A 19,288-nucleotide genomic window follows, 5' to 3' on the forward strand; every position below is an offset into this window, starting at 1 on the left:
CAGAAGACGACTATCTGGACTTCCTTGTTGCCATTTCAAGAGAACAAAACCTGCTTCCGTTGCGTATTCAGCAGGCATTTACAGGTACATCTCTTCTTTTTCTAGGCTACAGGATAGCTGATTGGGATTTCAAGGTTCTTTTCCGGCTTCTTGCTGGATACTTAGAAAAAAGTCTTAGTAGAACGCACCTATCCGTGCAGCTCGTGCCAGGAGATGTTTCTGAGTCCCAAAAAGAAAAAGCTCAGAATTATCTGGACCGCTATTTTTCGGAACTTCATATCCAGGTATACTGGCACGATTGCCGCGATTTTGCCGAAGAATTGAGAACACGCTGGGAGGCTTTCAATCGTGGGACCTAAATTCCAGGCTTATGTGGGTCCTCGACCTTTTGAACAGAAAGATAAAGCCATTTTTTTCGGGAGAGATTGTGAAGCTCGAGATCTCCTGTCCCTAGTCATTGCACATAATCTGGTTCTCGTCTATGCCCAGTCGGGTGCAGGTAAGACCTCACTTATCAATGCAGGGCTTATTCCTCTCCTTAAGGAAAACCAGTTTGAAATTCTACCGGCGGCTAGAGTTAAAGGCACGATTTTGGGAGATACGAAAACTGACGAGATCTCGAACATATATGTTTTTAATGCTCTCACAAGCTGGGCTGAGGGTGATTATAATGTTGAGAGCCTGGCTAAAATGAAACTTGTTGATTTTTTGAATGGGCAGGAGCGTATGCAGGATGAAGATGATATGCCTTTACCCCGTGCCGTCATCTTCGATCAGTTTGAGGAAATATTCTCTTTGTATCAGGATCGCTGGAAAGATAGAGAGGGATTCTTTGAGCAAGTAAACAATGCTCTGGAAGCAGATCCCTTTTTAAGAGTTGTTTTTGTCATGCGGGAGGATTTCATAGCTCAGCTAGATCCTTATGCAGATCTTCTGCCCGAAGGGTTGCGGACGCGTTTTCACATGGAACGCCTGCGTCGTGAGGCTGCCTTGCAGGCAATTAAAGAGCCATTGAAAGATACTGGTCGCTCTTTTGCAGAAGGGGTGGCAGAAAAACTTGTTGATGATTTGTTGACGATTCGAATTGAAACAACACCAGGCAAAACCGCTGAGGTAACAGGAGAGTTCATAGAGGCTGTACAACTTCAGGTAGTATGTCAGAACCTCTGGAGGACATTACCGCCAGATGAAAAGCAAATCACATTTCAGCACCTTAAAACCTATGGCAACGTAGAACAGGAACTATACAGATTTTATGATGAAGCTATAAGGGCAGCAGCAGAGAAGGCACACATTGGTGAGGAAGGCCTGCGCAGATTGTGTGGTGAAGTGCTGATTACAGCAATGGGGACGCGGGGTATGGTTTATCGGGCTCCAGAGTCCACCTGTGGTGTTCCCAATGCAGCCATTGATGTGCTTGAAAGCATGCACCTTATCAGAGCCGAGTGGCGGGCAGGTGCGCGCTGGTATGAACTCACACATGACAGGTTTATTGAACCAATACTATCTTCTAACAAGGTTTTTAATGATAAACTGGCAGAGAAAAAACGGGCAGAGAATGAAAGGCTAGAGAAAGAACGGCTAGAGATAGAATGGGCAGAGAAAGAACGAGAGGCAGAGAAAGAGCGGGCTGAGAAAGAAAGGATCCTACACAGCAAAATTAAAAGACTTGGAGTCTATTCCATTATTTTTATACTTCTAGCTGGAATTGCAACCGCTCAATGGTATCAGGCCGAAAAGCAGAAACAGATTGCTGAAGAAAAGACGAAAGAAGTAGAGAAGCAGAGACAGCTTGCTGAAGAACAGAGAAAAGAAGCTGAAGAACAAAGAAAAGAAGCTGAAGAACAGAAAAAAAGAGCTGAAGAACAGACGAAAGAAGCTGAGAGGCAGAGACAGCTTGCTGAAGAACAGATAAATAAAACTAATATGGAGAAACAGCAAAAAGAAGTGCAGAGAAGAAAAGCCAAAAATCAAAAACAACTTGCTGAAGATAAAAAACAGATTGCTGAAGATAAGACGAAAGAAGCTCGCGTTTCGTATTTAAATTTACAATCCTCTAGCCTCCAAGGAAATGACGAGAATATAGATAAAAGCATTCTTCTTGCTATCAAATCATTTCGAATTAGTAGGACATTGGATGCTGAGAAGTTAACGTTGGATGCTGAGAAGCTAATACGCCAGGGATTATTACTTATACCTCATAGTGTTGTGGTTCTTAACCATGATAATAGAGTGAGGAATGTTATATTCAGTCCTGATGGAAAATACGTTGCAACGGCGAGTGATGACAATACAGCGCGCGTATGGAATACAGCTACAGGTAAGCCAATCTTTGATCCTCTCAAACATAATGGTTCGGTGCTTAATGTTGTATTTAGTCCTGATGGAAAACACGTCGCAACGGCAAGTAAGGACAACACCTCACGCGTATGGGACGCATTTACAGGTAAACCAATTTTTGTTCTGAACCATGATGGTGTGGTGAATAATGTTGTATTCAGTCCTGATGGAAAATACATTGCTACAGCGAGCAATGACAATACAGCACGCGTATGGAATGCAGCTACAGGTAAACCAATTTTTGATCCTCTCAAACATAATGGTTCGGTAAATAATGTTGTATTCAGTCCAGATGGAAAATACATTGCTACAGCGAGCAATGACAATGTAGCACGTTTATGGGACTTATCTACTGGTAAACCAATTTTTGTTCTGAACCATGATGGTGTGATGAATAATGTTGTTTTCAGTCCGGATGGCAAATACATTGCTACAGCGAGCAATGACAATGTAGCACGTTTATGGGACTTATCTACAGGTAAACCAATTTTTTTTCTGAACCATAATGATGTAGTGAATAATGTTGTTTTCAGTCCGGATGGCAAATACATCGCAACGGCGAGTGATGACAAAACAGCATGCTTATGGAATGTGGCTACAGGTAAACCAATTTTTGATATGAAACATGACGGTTCGGTAAATAATGTTGTTTTCAGTCCGGATGGCAAATACATCGCAACGGCGAGTTTTGACAATACAGCACGTGTATGGGATGCGGCTACAGGCAAAAAAGTTTTTGTTCTGAACCATGGTGACAGGGTGTATAATGTTGTCTTCAGCCCTGATGGTAAATATGTTGCTACGGCAAGTGTTGACAAAACAGCACACATATGTGATGCATTTACGAAATCTGCTGCTCTGAACCATGATGGTCCGGTATATAATGTTGTTTTCAGTCCGGATGGCAAATACATCGCAACAGCGAGTGCTGACAACACCTCACGTTTATGGGATGCAGCTACAGGTAAACCAATTTTTGTTCTGAACCATGATGGTGTGGTGAATAATGTTGTTTTCAGTCCTGATGGCAAATACATCGCAACGGCGAGTGATGACAATACATCACGTTTATGGGATGCATCTACAGGTAAACCAATTTTTGATTCTCTCAAACATAATGGTTCGGTCCGTAAGGTCGTGTTCAGTCCTGATGGCAAATACATCGCAACGGCAAGTAAGGACAACACCTCACGCATATGGGAAGTATCTACAGGTAAACCAATTTTTGTTTTGAATCATGATAATTGGGTGTACAATGTTGTCTTCAGTCTGGATGGAAAATACATTGCTACGGCAAGTGCTGATAAAACAGCACGCGTATGGGATGCATCTACAGGTAAACCAATTTTTGTCCTTAACCATGATAATAGGGTGAGGAATATTGTATTCAGTCCGGATGGCAAATACATCGCAACGACGAGTGATGACAATACATCACGTTTATGGGATGCATCTACAGGTAAACCAATTTTTGATCCTCTCAAACATAATGGTTCGGTGAATAGCGTTGTTTTCAGTCCTGATGGAAAATATGTTGCAACTGCGAGTTTTGACAGAAAAGCACGTTTATGGGACGCATTTACAGGTAAACCAATTTTTGTTCTGAACCATGAGGGTTGGGTAGATAATGTTGTTTTCAGTCCGGATGGCAAATACATCGCAACGGCGAGTCGTGACAATACATCACGCGTATGGGATGCAGTTATAGGTATAGAAATTTTTGATATGAAACATAATGGTCCGGTATACGATGTCATATTCAGCCCTGGCGGAAAATACATCGCAACAGTGAGTGCTGACAATACTACAAGGTTGTGGATATATAGCAATATAGAAGATCTTATAAACGAAGCCAGCAATCGTTTAACCCGAAATCTCACGCCAGAAGAATGGAAAGAGTATATGGGTGATGAGCCTTATAACAAGACATTTCCAAATTTACCATAAATGTTTATAAATGTAGGGCTTACGCACTTGAAATACAAAATCAAGCACATTCGACGTTGTGATTGGTTTAATGTTTTAGACAATTGAAGGTTTAATGCTATTGATTTTTCAGTTCAACCGCGTAAGTCCTAAAATCTTTCAAGCTCATTTTTGCTTGACTCTATGAATTAAATTTTATTATAATTGTTATTTTGTCTAACACTTCAAGACCCTACATTCCTAAAAACAACTTATTTTCAATTATTTCAATAGTTTAATCATTTCCCTCCCAAAAGCGTAAAGGTCAGAAGGGTTTCTTGAGGATACAAGGTTTCCATCCACGACAACTTCTTTGTCCTCATAAAGTGCTCCTGCGGCTATAATGTCGTCCCTTATCCCTATCCAGCAGGTTGCTTTCCTGCCTTTAATGACGCCTGCCGAGACAAGGACCTGCGGGCCGTGGCAGATTGTGGCAACTGGTTTGTTTTCTTTGAAAAAGTGTCTTGTAATCTCAAGTGCACTCTCGTCAAGCCTCATTTTTTCGGGGCCTTTTCCTCCGGATATTACGAGAATATCGTAATCTGCAGGGTTTATATCCTTAAAGGCAACATCAGTGTTGATCTCATACCCCTGTTTTCCTTTTATCGGCCCCTTTTTCATTGAAGCTACATGTGTTGTAATTCCCTCTTCTTTCAGACGGTGGTAAGGGTAGAAAAGTTCAAGATCTTCAAAACCATCGGCTCCGAATACAAGTGCTTTCATATGAAACTCCCCCGGGATTTAGCTTTAAGGTTTTAATCTTGCTTTTTAATTTTCCAGATTTACTTTTCTGGATTTAACCTTCTGAATTTATTTTTTGAACCTACTTTCCAGATTTAATTTTACAGGTTTAATTTACAGATTTAACTTTGCAGATAAAAGATTATTTCTGCAACACATATACCTTGTCTGATTTTGAAAATAATAAAGGTAAAGTCGGCTTTATCTGATAGGCTTAAATTGCTTCGAGAGCCTGTTTGAGATCTGCAATTATGTCTTCGGAATCCTCTATCCCTACCGAGAGCCTGACAAGCCCGTCAGTTATGCCTACTCTCTTTCTTACTGAACACGGGACACATGCATGGGTCATTGATGCAGGATGTTGAATAAGGGTATCTGTAGCTCCGAGGCTTACGGCGAGAGAACAGAGCTTTACCTTGTCCATAAGTCTTCGTCCTGCTTTGATTCCACCCTTTACCTCAAAAGCTAGCATACCGCTGAATCCGCTCATTTGCTTGAGTGCAAGTTCGTGCTGAGGATGGCTTGGAAGTCCGGGATACCTGACCCATTCTACCTCTGGGCGGGACTCAAGAAATTCCGCAACTTTCATTGCGTTTTCTGCATGCCTTTCCATCCGGATGTGTAGAGTTTTAAGCCCTCTAATACAGAGCCAGGCTTCATGTGGGCCCATAATGCCTCCTGTATATCCGACAACCGAAGACATTCTATTCATGAAATCCTTATTTCCTGCAGCGATTCCCCCAAGCAGGTCTGCGTGCCCGCCTATATATTTTGTACAGCTGCTAAGGGAAAGATCAGCCCCAAGTTCAAGAGGTCTCTGGAAATAAGGTGTTGCAAAAGTATTGTCTACAACGCAGAGAGCACCTTTTTCCCTGGCTATCCTGGCTATTTCAGCGATATCACATATGGTAAGCGTAGGATTGGCAGGACTCTCAAGAAAGACCATTTTTGTCTCAGGTTTGAAAGCTCGCTTTACGTTTTCGATTTTAGATGTATCTACGAAACTGACCTCTATTCCAAGCCCTGGCAAAACTTGAGAAAAGAGACTGTAAGTGCACCCGTAAACCACATCCGTTGAGATAAGGTGGTCTCCCTTCTTCAGGGCAGTAAGCGAAATTGCGGTGATTGCTGCCATTCCAGAGGCAAAGGTCTGTCCTGCTTCCCCGCCTTCAAGCGCAGCAAATTTTTCAGCCAGAACTGCATGTGTGGGAGTATTTGGGGGAATCCTGGCATAGACGTACCCTGATTCCTCTCCTGCAAATCTAGCTGCCCCCTGCCTGGCGTTTTCAAAAATAAATGTTGAAGTCTGGTATATCGGAGTTGTGTGAGCTCCGAAAACCGGGTCCGGTTTCTCTCCTGTGTGTACACATTTTGTTGCGAACTTCACTTCTCTTTCCATCTCCCCAGATTCCTGTCAAAGTTAATCTCCAGAATAAGTATTTGCTTTTCCGGTAATTATTTGTTTGGCGGGAAGAAGTATTCTTATTTTTCTAACGTTTATAAAGGAAACTTGCCTTTATTTCCAGGCGTTAGCTCGAGGTGTCAGAACTTTTAAAAATACAGCGGCTATATATGGAGCAAAATGTGTAATTGAATAAAAAAGACGATTTGCTTTCGAAGCAATTTAAAACGTTACAGGAAGACCTTATGTGATAAAATCCATACTTGATAACGACCTTTACAAATTTACCATGCAACTTGCAGTGCTTGAGCTTTTTCCTAAAGTTGAAGCTGAATATCGGTTTACCAATAGAGGTTCCCAGCGCTTTTCTACCGAGTTCGTAGAAGAACTGGAGAGAATCATAAACGAAGAGATCTCGAAATTAGCATTAACGGAAGAAGAATATAACTGGCTTTCAGAGCACTGCCTTTACCTGAAGCCCATGTACCTTGAATATCTTAAGAATTTCCGCTTCAAGCCAAATGAAGTAAAAGTCTGCCTTACCGAAGACAGAAATCTGGATATCCGAATAAAAGGGCCCTGGCACAGCACGATTCTCTGGGAAATTGTCCTTATGGCTGCGGTTTCTGAACTGTATTTCACAACTATTGAAAAAGAGTGGAAAGGGAATTCCAAAAATGGTTGCACTTCCGAATCCGTACTGGCTGCCTATGAGAGCAAAATTCTTGAAATTGGAAAAGCCCTTGAGGAAAACAACTGTCTTTTTTCTGAATTCGGAACGCGCAGGCGAAGAAGTTCCGAACTCCATGATCGTGTGATAAAAACCCTTACTGGAACAAAAACCCTAACGGGAACAAGTAATGTATACTTTGCAAAAAAATATGGTTTGGTGCCTATCGGGACCGTTGGACATGAATGGATTATGGGCACTTCAGCACTTGTGGGGCTAAGGTATGCAAACCGTTTTGCTTTTGAAAACTGGATAGATGTTTATAACGGAGACCTGGGAATTGCTCTTACGGATACTTTCGGCTCAAAAGCCTTTTTTAAGGATATGGACCTGAAGTTATCAAAAATTTATGACGGCTTTAGGCACGACAGTGGAGATCCTTATAATTTTGTGGATGCTGTGATAGAACACTACCGAAAAATGGGTATAGATCCCATGAAAAAATTAATCGTTTTCAGTGATGCCCTTAATGCAGATACAGCAATCCAGCTCAAAAAATATTGTGACGGCAAAATCAACTGCAGTTTCGGCATAGGCACAAGCCTTACCAATAACTCCGATTTCTTCCGGGAAAGTCCCCCTCTTAACATGGTCATAAAACTGCACAGCATTAACGGAATTCCTGTTGTAAAACTGAGCGACTCCCCGGAAAAGGAAACCGGAGATAGGGATGCTATAAGGGTTGCAAATTACATTTTTGGAAGAAAAGGGCTGGATGAATGATTTAATAAGAAAAAATTTATAGCCTGTTTGAGCGAAGCGAAAAAGGGTCCCGTCCTCCCGAGACGGGACTCGGGTGTTCAGGATCACAATAGTTTGACCCATCAGACATTGGGGTTAAACTTATTCGCTTAATATCTGGGGATTTAATATAGAAACATTGGCAGTCTCTACTTCCGAGGCCCCATGAGCAGAATCGACTTTAACGCTGGTAACTGTTGGAAGAAGAGAGGTCGAAGGTGAGGATTCAAGTTCTATAACAGCAATATCCGAGCCACTCGTTAATGAGTTATTTGAAACATTCTCCAGTAATGAGTTATTTGAAACATTCTCCAGAGTAGAAGCTGAATTATCTATTACTGAATTATTTTCGAGTATAGAGTTATTTGCTATTAAATTATTAACTATTGGCTCGTTTTGTATCGAATTGTTAACTGTTATAGAATTATTTACTATCACGGAATTATCTTCTAATACAGAATTACTTGTTATTGTAGAATTATTTGCTATTGTAGAATAATCCATAATCATAGAGTTACTATAATTATTCAGTAAAACAGAACTAGAAATATTCACTGTGGAATTGTCCAAAATATTCTGCAATTTATGTGCCGCAAAAACTATTTTTGAGCCATCAGGACTCCATTTAGGATTAGAATAGAGCATTCCGATATTATTTGTAAGTTGAATCCTATAGTTTCCTTCGGTATCCCGGAGCCAGATTTCAGGCTTTCCTCCTTCATCGGATACATACACTATCTTTTTCCCATCAGGACTGTACGAGGGATTCCATTCTCCGTATGGGGTATCAGTAAGCTGAGTCTGGTTTGTACCATGCCACTCTATTGTCCAGAGGTCGGGCTTCTCTTTTGAGTTTTTAGCGCTGTATATTATCTTCAAACCAAGAGGGCACCAATCCTTTCCCACTCCGATATTTTCCGAAGTGCCGAGTCGGGTCTTATTGCTTCCATCCCTATCAACTATCCAGAGTTGAGATGGGGAACCTGCGGATTCCTGGGTGTATACGATTTTTCGTCCCAGTCGACACCAATCTCCCCAGCCTTCTGATTTGTCGGATCCATCTGCAACGCGGCTTACTGTCCCATTTTCAAGATTAGCAAGATAAAGGCCAGTTTGATAACCAGTTGATTTTGTTAAAATCAATTCTGTTCCACTGGGATTTATATCGCTAAAGCCAGTAAGATTATCCTCCATAATGTTTGTTTTTTCTATTTCGCTTCCATCTGCTTTCATGATATAAGATTCAGAGTTTCCGGATCCATCTCTTTGAACTGTATACATGATATAGTTTCCATCAGCAGTCCACACCGGGAACAACTCTAATTCTGGGGTGTTAGTGAGAAATGTAATATTTTTTACAGGATTGTCAGCATAAGTTTCTTCTTCATTACCTTCAACTTCTCCGGCTGAAACATAAGTTAAGTTCGAATCGGAGTAAAAATAGCTCTGTGAAGCATTCTGGATTACGTTCCATCCAGATTCTTCCGTAAAATTACCGTACTCGGATACGATGCCTGGTTCTGCTCCTGTAGGTAAGGTAAGAAGTACAAGCGTTAAGAACAAAGAAAAGTACCTGTACATGATTCTCATAAATTATCACCGTTAACTCAAAAAAGTCAGCGTTACAGATATATATAACTAATTATTTAATATATAGAAATTTTTATTCTTTTTATGTCTTTTATTTAACTTATAGACTTATTTATAAATTAAGCATAAACTGATGAGATAATCGTCTAGAAAATTCTATTTTTTTCCTATATATAAAAAAGATTTAAAAAGAATAAGAGGATTTTACCCGGAAATGATAAAGATCAAGACTCCGGGTGTAACTTAAGTTAAATAAGCTTTTTGGTTTTAATTCCTTAACTTTATTTTCTTTTTAGTACATTCTCTACTGTGTTACCTTATTCATATCATGAAGCTTCATTGTATCCTTCAGCCAGGTGGACGTTTACATACACTACAGCTTCATTAGTATGCTTGTATGCATAATCGTCAGTAATTTCTGGCAGCTTATCTGCTTCAGCTTGGGATGTGACAACCATGCCTGCTGGAATATACCTTCCGTCAGGAACAGTTACGCCAATTGCTGCCGATGTTGGCTCAAGGACGCAATTATTCCCTACCTTTGACTTAAAAACAAAAGCCTGCATACCAATAAAAGTATCATTGCCTACATAAGCCGGGCCGTGAACCTGGGATTGATGGGCAAGTGAAACATTTTCTCCTACATAAACTGCGTATTTCTTGCCGTCAACTTCAACAAGGTTCTTTTCAACGGGTTTGCCTTCTTCATCAACTGTCTCAAGGCCATGGAGCACAACTCCATCCTGGACATTGCTTCTATTTCCTACGAAAATCGGCATTCCTTCGTCGCTCCGAATAGATGCCATGGGAGAAACCATCACACTGGCACCTATTGTCACGTTTCCTATAACTGAAGCCTGGGGATCAATACAGGCTGTGGAATCAATCACAGGTGCTGTAGGTTCTGGATTCCATGGTGTTATCGGATTTTCCCTGATATTCGAAAACTCGCTAACTGTTATTTCCTGTGTGATATTATCCTCTGCTCCTTCACCTTCGGATATGCATCCGCTTCCTAGAAGGGTCAGTGAAAGAGATAAAATAAGTATTGTAAAGATCTGCTTGTTGAATCTCATAGAGTTCCTCCATTGACAGTACGAAGATTGTAAAATATATAGACATTTCTATTTTTATTTGAAAAAAGTTAAAAAAATAAAAATAGAAATATGTTAGTAAACGGGCTTCTGTAACCAGGCTTTACTATCCCAAAACCCGAGACATCTGTCCAGCAGGATGTAATAAATTAAAAAAGTTTTATATTTAAGAGCTGTGGAGCGTATTATGGAGGCCTTGCTTCAAATTTCATGGGAATCTATAATGGCAGATCTGCCCATTTTTTATATAGGGTCTTCCCAAATCAGTGTTAAAACTAAGGATATGGAATGCTTATTTTGGGTAATAATATATATTTAGAATTTCCCCAACAAAGTTACACTTCAAAAATTAATTATTTTGGAAAATAATCAATAATAATCTTTAAAATCAATAACTAATCAATATAAAACCTTTATTTTTTCATAATTTATGTTTATTTATAACTAAGGCGCTTGATATCATTTTCATCCATACCAAATTCAATGATAAACGCAAGGAAAAATGCTGTTTAATCAATTAAAGCATCTAATCTATTTAAATAACAAACAGGTCATTTAATGAATGTAATTTAATTGGGGAAGGGTTGGTACTATAATTTGTATTAACAATCTAAAACTTCATATATCTTAGAATGTAATATATTAAAAAAAGGAGAATGATTCGGACTGAGTTCTATGGTGTAAAAGAGGGGGCATTTTGCACTTTCCAGTCTCAGAATTAAATAAATGAGCTTAATTATATATGGATTTACTGGCACCATGCTAGGAAACCGGGAATTGAAAAGTACCGATTTTAGAATTAACGGACTGAAGGACACTCTATTTATTTTTATCCTATTGGGCTGCATTTCACAAAATATTTTGTGACTGATCCAGATAAAGCTTTACACTAATGGGAGATAGAAGGAAAATGGATGAAAACACAAAGAATCTTATTAAGAAATTGGAACGCTCAGTTTTTGCAGGAAACCGAGCAATTGCTGCTGAAGAACTTGGAAAGCTAGGAGACCCTTATGCTTTACCTGCACTAATTGAAGCTTTGGATGACTCAAACCCTAAGGTAAGAGCTGCCGTTGCAGAAGCCCTGGGAAATTTCAAAATATCGGGAGCTGTCCCTGGCCTTATAAAGGCACTTAATGACTCTGAGAGTCCCGTTAAAAAGACCGCAATTGCTTCCCTTGAAAAAATAGGCACACCTGAGGCCACCGCAGGTATTATCAAAGGATTCGGGGACAGAGACAAATTTGTTCAAAAGGAGGCAGTGAAATCTCTGATGAGGATAGGTTCCAGAGAAGCGATTTATGGCCTTGAGAAAGCCCTGTCTTATCCGGATGATTCATTGAAAAAGATTTCAATAATAGCTCTTGGGAAAATCGACACTTATGAAGCTGCTCTCTGCATGGTAAGAGCAATTGAAAATTCGGATACTAAAATAAGGCAGCAAGCCGTCGAAACCCTAGGAAAAAGGGGCAAATCAGATGTACTTGACGAGCTGATGGAAATCCTCAGGGATCAAAGACAGCCTGTACAGGAAGCTGCGTCCGAGACCCTTTGTAAAATTGTGAGTGCGTCAACTTCAGTTCCTGTGCTTATCAAGGCGCTCGGAGCTCCGAGCAGGGATGTGAGAAAAATTTCAATTGAGACTCTCTGGAAGATAGGAACGCCTGAAGCAGTTTCAGGACTTTTGAGAGCCTTGGATGATTCTGACTGGTATTTGAGAAGTCGCGCTGCAGAGGCCCTGGGAGATATTGGTTCTCCTGAAGCGGCCCGCGGGCTGGTTAAGGCTTTTGAAACCTATGAAAATTCCGCAAGAAAGGCGATTACCTACGCTCTTGGGAAAAATGGGACTCCTGAAGCCATAGAAGGGCTGGTTAAAGCTCTTAACGACCCTGATAGTTCAGTCAGGGAATCGGCAGTTCTGGGCCTTGGAAAAGCAGGCACTTCTGAGGCCATCTCAGGTCTTTTAAGAGCTCTTGATGACACTAAAGCAGCAGTAAGAGAAGCTGCGGCTTCCGTACTTGGTGACCTCAAAGCGCAACAAGCTGTTCCAAAATTGGTGGAAATTCTTGAGAACCCTGAAAGTATGATGCAAAAAGCCGCAATTTGCTCACTTGAGAAAATCGGTACCCTTGAGGCAGTTTCAGGGCTTGTCAGAGCTTCTGAAAGTCAAGATGCCTGTGTACGAAGAGCTGCATTGAAAGCTCTTGAGAGAATTAATAGATCTAATTCCTCACCTGCAACTGATCTTCATGAAGCTGAAACCCATGGTGTCGAGCCTATCCTGAGGGGCTGCGTGAAAGGTGATGATTCTAAAGTTCCGACTGAAGCTTCTAATTTTTCAGGTGATATCTGCAACATGAATTCTCTTAAGGAGCTTGAACTCTCAATTTCTGTTGAAGAAACCGAGGAGTCCAGAGCTCACCAAAATACAAGCCCGAAAAAGAAACAAGGTATTCGTCTGATCTGTCCATACTGTTCCAGAAACCTTAACTTCTCCACTGCCCCTAACTTCTGTCCTTTCTGCGGGATGAAATTGAAGTTGAAATACTAGCCGCTTTTCCCGGATATGACGAAAGAAATTTATAAAGCTATAGAGTATAAGAACCTGGGACCTGAAAGTGTCCATATAAATCACAAGAAGGAAGAAAAAATCTTCCGTTTGATATTGCTCTTGTTTGCTATTGCTTTGTATAGTGAATCCTGAACTTATTTCTTTATATCACTTCTCAAGAGAGTATTTTCCTTTTCGATAAGTTACAGTTCTTCGTATTCTGAAGGTTCATCAAAAGATTCGGCTCCTTTTATATCTTCCATCAGAGCTGTAAGTTCCGTAATCTTGCTGTTGAGCTGTCGCCAACTCTTGTTTCCGTTTTCGTTCACTATGGCTTTAAGGAGCTCAATTTCTTTTTAATGGAATCCAGGACATTTACCTGCTCATGGGTGAATAGGACTTCTTTGAGCTCTGCTGCAGTCGAGGCTTCACTCGCCTCGGTGTATAGGGATTTAATTTCAGTGATCTTTTCGTTGAGCTCTTTAGCTCTATTGCTTTTGCCGGCTTCCGTAAGCATTGTCTGCTCAGCTTCGAATTTCTCAGTTATATTCTGGAGCGAATCCAGGACAATGGCCTGAAAGTCAGTTAAATTTTCCTCAGATATTTTCTCAAGCAGGGCAGAACAAAATCCATGCTTTCCGTCAGGTTCATTTTGCATTTCATCAGGGGCTATATGTCTTCTGTCAGGATTCATGCCATCATTTACCTGCCTGTCGCTAGACAAAACCTTCTGGAGGTCGGATATATTCGAAACCTTACTTATCTCGCTGTAGAAATTTTGCAGCTCAGTAATTCTCTTACTGATTGAGTCAAGCTCTGTCTGATCCTCGGTTAAATTCTCCTCGCTTATATCTTCTTCAGGACTAGAAGGATAAAATCCTGAAGTATACAGTGGATCCGTAGAATTTATCAGGGTTGCATCTTCTGAAGCGAAAGCCCCTGAAGGGATGATACTCAATACAATCATCACCATCGCAAACTGGGAAATTGACTTTAATAATTTTACTGTCATAGCTTACCTCAGTCAGTTACTGTGTATTCTTGTTTTTTGTCTCGCGGCTGTTTAGCTATTTACGTCCTGAAATTAACTGGCTTAAATATAAGCTTATTTTCAGAAATTAGACAATTAAAAGAATTTAATTTTAAAAATGAACTTTTTTGGATTCTGTAGAAAACCTATCTAAATCAGCTACAATAGGCTGAAAATAAGGTAGTAAAAACAGGTCAAGCTATTCAGTTCAAATTTATGAAAATTCTTTATTTCAGAGGCTTTCTACAGAGCCAGTTTTGGGATGAGCTTATTATCTAACCTCAGAACAATAGAAATTTTATAATTTCAGAATAAAAGCAATTTTTATTTATGAAGTGGTCTAATGTACTAAAAAAGCTCAATTTGGATCTCTCAAGGAAAATGATCCTTTAAAATGAACCACTTAAGGGTCCTAAAGGATTAAATCCCAAAATAATCCCATTTAAAGTGTGAACTGTAAATTTAATTTGTTAATACTCCTGAAAAAGTAAGTATTCTTTTATTTTTAAATCTAAATATAGTATCTTCTGTCAGGAACATATCGATTAGTAACATCCCACCAAAGACCCAGAGATATTCCACCACAGTACAATTTTGCCGTAATCGAAAACGGTTAAACTATTTGAATAAGCATCAAAGAAGATCACGAGGAAACCATGTATGTATCAGACCTGCAATATTAATTCGGTAGTTCCTGACTCAACTCTTTAATGATCAATTTAAATAATTTTAAACCTTATAAAATGAAAATATATAACAGGGATAAAAATGCCTGATAACCCGGGGATAAATTGCTGATTTTGCAACTGTCCGAGTATTCCAAAAATTGCCAGGCTTCTTTCAAGTGACACCTCAATCCGAATTCTTAAATTGCTTAATAAGAACTCGATGTCGACAGGAAATCACAAAATTGTAATGGAGTTAATTATAAGTCTCAAATTTTTTTGAACAATTTCCATTTTTTCTAAGAAAAGCCTTTAAAATAACCAAGTATTAATATAAGAACTCAAATAAAAGGTACAGTCCAGCAATGAGTTCTTTCCATAGGACGTGGCCCATTATGAAAATTAAACTTCTTTCCCTGCTTCTCATACTTGCAGGAATTATCATGATCTCAGGCTGTGTTGATGAGGAGGCTCATGTCTTTACAGATGCTCATGCCTTTACAAATGAAGCTCCTTTTTTGCGGCTGAATCCGCAAGCAAATCTGTTCAGGATTATTCTTTATCCCTATATAGGGCTTCTGAACCATGGAGAACCTGAGATGACTGGAGTGCATCCCCCTGCTTTACTGCCAGGTTTTCATCCAGTCCCGGGGTCAATGCATAATCTGAAAGGTGCAACATCTCTCCTTGACAGAAATATCGAGAAGGCAGAGACTATTTCAGTACGGCTTGAGAACGGGATTGAGAACTATAAAGCAGAAGGGGAAGATGTTAGCAGACTTGAAGTCCTGCTTGAAGAATATAACCTTCTTATAGAAGAGGCAAAGCATTATCGGGCCCTTGCGGATTCCGCCGCAGGAAATAACAGCTCAATTGCGAATTCGGATCTATATAATAATTCATCCAAAAATCTGGAAAGAGAGTATTTGATTCAGTCTCAGGGCTGTATGATTCAAGCGAATTATATTCTGAGAGATATTTTTGAAGAACTCAGTCATATGGCAGTTAGAAGTGAGGAACTAAATAGCACATCCAAGCTTGTTTCGGTAGGAAACGGAAAAGTTCTTCTAATGGGCAGTTTCACCTTGAATATGCATTTAGAAGATGGAGAAATGGCAATACTGGGCCTTTCCACAGATTCCGAGATTGACATAAATGGGGATTACACATTTGAAGAGAAAAATGAAGATCATGAGAACGTGCGCCTGTACCACATTAATTCTGCCGATGTGAAGGTTTCCGGCTCCAGTAAGACAGTAATGTTAAGAGATGAAAACATTACCCTCACTGCAGATGGGGAAGGTTATGCAGCTTTTCAGGGAAACGGTACATATAGAGTTGAAGAGGCAGGCAGGACAGTAAAAGAAGAAAAGTGGGGTAAACCTCTATTTGACGATAGAATGAATTCCGGAGAATGTGGGCCCAATGGAAAAGGCAATGATGTAAGAGGATGCGGGCCTGACGGAAAGGATGATAATACCGAGTACAGACATGAAGGAAGGATATGAGAATATAAAATATGGACCTGATGGAAAGGGTAATGATACGAATCTGTTACAGGTCAGGAAGTAATGCTACAGATGCTACGAGCTTATCCGGAAATACAAAGCAGAAGAATCTTTTATTCTGGAGAGGCCTAAACTTTAAAGAGAATTATTAAAAAGGTCTGAAAAATAAAAAGCCAAAATGCAACATGTAACTCTGGGTTTATCGAAATGAATCTGAGGATTTATTTTATTTGTATCGCTGCCGTACTTGCTTTAGCTGGATCTGCTTTAGCGAACAGCACGTCAACAGTCCATGGGTCGGTGTACGGTTGGGACACTTTCGAGCCACTGGAAAATGCCATTGTGGAGGTAAATTCCACTCCCTCGCAGTCTATGGTGGCAAAATATGGCCTATATTCTTTTGATCTAGTACCCGGAGACTATAAAATTACGGCCAATTATTATCAGAATAACACTCTTACTTATTCGACAGAAGAAACTCTCAAGATTGAAAATGAAGGAAACTACGTACTCGATCTCCTGCTTCTTCCGGTTTATTCCAAAGAACTGATGGGCAGTTCCGAAGTAAATAAATTTTCCAAGAATGTGAATGAGGCTGCAGGAAACTCATCCTCAAATAAACTCAATTCGCTAACAGATGCAGCCGCAAGTCAGATGAATGTTTCTGACAAAAATAATTCAAGTAGCAAGAACTCAGCCGACCAGAGCGAAATCGGTTCTATAAATACGAACTATCCACTGATAGCTCTTTTATTTCTCTTCCTGCTTACAGCAGCAGGTTATCGTTTTTCCAGAATGAATAAAAATATAGAGAAAAACCAGCCTCAAAAAATGGCATACAGAGCCTCAGATACAGGAACAACTGGAAAAGGACATACGATAGGAGATTTTTCTGAACCCGTTAAGGTGCCAAAATTCTCAGGAGAAGTACATAATAAAAGGTCAGAAGTTCATCCCAAAAATATAGAGCCAGAACTAAAGCTGGATTCTGAGGTACAGGAATCTAAGGGAAAGCCCTTAGAAAATGCATCTGCAGTAGAATCAGTAGATTCTGTAAAAGAGCCGGTGAAAGAGCCAGTAAAGGAATCTCTGCAGGAGCCAGTACAAGAATTGGTAAAAGAACCTGTGAGTGAACAGATGAAAACGCCAGTAATGAACTTATCGCCTGAGATCCCGAATGAGAAATTGCAGGAAGAGGCGGCAGAAATTAAAGTGAGTTCTCTGGAAAACGAAACAAAAATGACTGAATCTGAGACTCAAAAAGAAAAACAGGGTATTTCATATGAAGAAAATGATACTAATCCCGTAAAAAATCCTAAAACTGAAGTTCCTGCATCCAGAAAGAAGTTCCCGCTTCCTACCGACCTTCAAGAAGTCATGGATATTATTCGAGGTCAGGGAGGCAGGATTACACAGAAAGACCTGCGCAGCAAGCTGAAGTATTCCGAAGGAAAGGTCAGCCTCATGCTTGCAGATCTGGAAAGAAGAGAACTGATTGAAAAGTTCAAGCGGGGACGTGGGAATGTTGTGATCCTGAAAGATGAGGAGCGTTGAAACTCAGTACTTCTATTTCTATTGATTTCATGCCACTCTTTTATAGTCAAAATTGATAACTGCTCATCGGAAACTTACTGAACCCTGGTAACTTCTTGAATTCAGATAATTTATCTGATAACTTCTGGAATCCAGATTACTTCTCTAATTTATCCGGTTGGTTTGGCAATAAGTCTAAAAAATTTATAATCTTTGAAAAATTCTTGCCTTTAAGTTTCAGGTGAAATTCCCAAAACCGGGCCAAAGCACTAAAAACAGCACTCTAAACCTTAGTTTTATAGAAGAAAACAGCTTTTATGGAAGGTCTGAAGGTTTTTTGAGGAAAAATTCTTAAAATTATACTTTATTGAAACCTATTTTTACATTTAAAGGACTATTAAAGATTAAATTGAATAAATATTCTCCATAAAAGCTTCATCTATAAATTAATTTCATTATATTCTCTGTTTTTAGCTAAGTATGTTTTTATTATTTAATGCCAATGAAGGAAATGACTGCCTTCTCTTTGAAACTGCAAGTAAGGCATCTCATTTTACAGGTGTCTTAACCCTGTGGACTCAATAGAAAAGGAGTAAATAGAAGTAGGAAACCTTGCCATTTGCAGGGATCTTTAACTCAATAATAAAATCCTCCCATTTGAAAAGATATCAAAGAAAAACAGTCAAAACTACACTCCCGAAGATGAGGCACTGTGTATTTTGCAGGTGCCTCAAAAACGAGGATCAACTATTAACTTATTACTTATCCTATAATTTAACTTATTACTTATCCTATAATTTAATAAAGATAGTTAAATAACAGTAAAATCAAATGACAATGCAAAAAACCCTATAATGATACGCTATATTAGATGTTTCAGGCAGAATACGAAGAAAAAGCAAAACTACTCAGGCAACCCTGAAGCACGGATATGATTTAGAGGGTATGTATGAAACTTACTGAGATTATTGAGATATTTAAAACAAAGTTAAATGCCTCATACATTTTGAATTCGCTTGAAAGAGCAGCAGATTTCTACAGTGAATCGGACAATGAATCCGAAAGAAACGATCCAGGGGAGATTTTAAAAAACAGCCCGTACAGCAGTCCAGCCAGTAATTTTGCTAAAAGTCTGAATGCAGAAAAAATCTCCAGAAATAAGGAGGTTCCGCTTATCAAGCTGACCAATGTCTGGAAACTTTACCAGATGGGGGAAGTTGAGTTTGCAGCACTTAAGGGAATAAATCTTGAGATTTATGAGGGAGAATTCCTTGTAATCCTTGGCCCAAGCGGAAGCGGGAAAAGTACCATGATGAACCTGTTGGGCTGTCTGGACATACCATCAAAAGGCACGGTTTATCTGAATTCAAAAGACATCTCTAAACTTGATGAATCCGA

The 19,288-nt window shown here is 39.7% G+C and carries 13 protein-coding genes; 7 read left to right on the forward strand and 6 right to left on the reverse strand.

Going from position 1 to position 19,288, the window contains the following annotated elements:
• Together BP861_RS00300 and BP861_RS00305 are read left to right on the forward strand one after the other, a co-directional pair.
• Positions 1–359 (forward strand): SIR2 family protein (locus BP861_RS00300; protein ID WP_292371440.1); only part of this gene is annotated, 359 nt, incomplete at its 5' end.
• Positions 349–4,287, forward strand: coding sequence for an eIF2A-related protein (locus tag BP861_RS00305; RefSeq protein WP_292371442.1), 3,939 nt, complete (start codon positions 349–351; stop codon positions 4,285–4,287). The genes BP861_RS00300 and BP861_RS00305, both read left to right, overlap by 11 nt.
• Positions 4,288–4,527: 240 nt before the next feature.
• On the opposite strand, the gene BP861_RS00310 is transcribed toward BP861_RS00305, so the two are convergent.
• Together BP861_RS00310 and BP861_RS00315 are read right to left on the reverse strand one after the other, a co-directional pair.
• Positions 4,528–5,028, reverse strand: a complete 501-nt coding sequence (locus BP861_RS00310; RefSeq protein ID WP_292371443.1) for a type 1 glutamine amidotransferase domain-containing protein — start codon at positions 5,026–5,028, stop codon at positions 4,528–4,530.
• A 232-nt stretch (positions 5,029–5,260) separates the two neighbouring features.
• Entirely contained in the window at positions 5,261–6,445 is a 1,185-nt protein-coding gene (locus BP861_RS00315) for a trans-sulfuration enzyme family protein (protein WP_292371445.1), read from the reverse strand.
• A gap of 250 nt (positions 6,446–6,695) precedes the next feature.
• Between BP861_RS00315 and pncB the strand changes: the two genes are divergently transcribed.
• Positions 6,696–7,901, forward strand: coding sequence for a nicotinate phosphoribosyltransferase (gene pncB / locus BP861_RS00320; protein ID WP_292371447.1), 1,206 nt, complete (start codon positions 6,696–6,698; stop codon positions 7,899–7,901).
• 120 nt (positions 7,902–8,021) lie between these two features.
• Here pncB and BP861_RS00325 read toward each other — a convergent pair whose 3' ends face one another.
• Together BP861_RS00325 and BP861_RS00330 are read right to left on the reverse strand one after the other, a co-directional pair.
• The gene (locus tag BP861_RS00325) at positions 8,022–9,509 is read right to left on the reverse strand and encodes a TolB family protein (protein ID WP_292371448.1); all 1,488 of its coding nucleotides are present in this window, start codon (positions 9,507–9,509) and stop codon (positions 8,022–8,024) included.
• Between the two features lie 326 nt (positions 9,510–9,835).
• Positions 9,836–10,585, reverse strand: coding sequence for a carbonic anhydrase (locus tag BP861_RS00330; RefSeq protein ID WP_292371450.1), 750 nt, complete (start codon positions 10,583–10,585; stop codon positions 9,836–9,838).
• A gap of 928 nt (positions 10,586–11,513) precedes the next feature.
• Here BP861_RS00330 and BP861_RS00335 point away from each other — a divergent pair.
• The gene (locus BP861_RS00335) at positions 11,514–13,154 is read left to right on the forward strand and encodes a HEAT repeat domain-containing protein (RefSeq protein ID WP_292371451.1); all 1,641 of its coding nucleotides are present in this window, start codon (positions 11,514–11,516) and stop codon (positions 13,152–13,154) included.
• A gap of 203 nt (positions 13,155–13,357) precedes the next feature.
• Here BP861_RS00335 and BP861_RS00340 read toward each other — a convergent pair whose 3' ends face one another.
• A complete protein-coding gene (locus BP861_RS00340) occupies positions 13,358–13,483 on the reverse strand; it encodes a hypothetical protein (protein WP_292371453.1) in 126 nt (41 codons plus the stop codon).
• On the reverse strand, positions 13,483–14,166 hold the full coding sequence (locus BP861_RS00345) for a hypothetical protein (RefSeq protein WP_292371454.1): 684 nt from the start codon (positions 14,164–14,166) through the stop codon (positions 13,483–13,485). Before BP861_RS00345 ends, BP861_RS00340 begins: the two co-directional genes overlap by 1 nt.
• Positions 14,167–15,244: 1,078 nt before the next feature.
• Here BP861_RS00345 and BP861_RS00350 point away from each other — a divergent pair.
• From BP861_RS00350 to BP861_RS00360, 3 genes are all read left to right on the forward strand, one after another.
• Positions 15,245–16,357, forward strand: a complete 1,113-nt coding sequence (locus BP861_RS00350) for a hypothetical protein (RefSeq protein ID WP_292371456.1) — start codon at positions 15,245–15,247, stop codon at positions 16,355–16,357.
• 207 nt (positions 16,358–16,564) lie between these two features.
• Entirely contained in the window at positions 16,565–17,911 is a 1,347-nt protein-coding gene (locus BP861_RS00355) for a helix-turn-helix transcriptional regulator (RefSeq protein ID WP_292371457.1), read from the forward strand.
• Between the two features lie 928 nt (positions 17,912–18,839).
• Positions 18,840–19,288: ATP-binding cassette domain-containing protein (locus BP861_RS00360; protein WP_292371459.1), on the forward strand; the 449-nt coding region annotated here is incomplete at its 3' end.

Source organism: Methanosarcina sp. UBA411 (assembly GCF_002495725.1).
In the GTDB taxonomy this organism is placed as follows: Archaea; Halobacteriota; Methanosarcinia; order Methanosarcinales; family Methanosarcinaceae; genus Methanosarcina.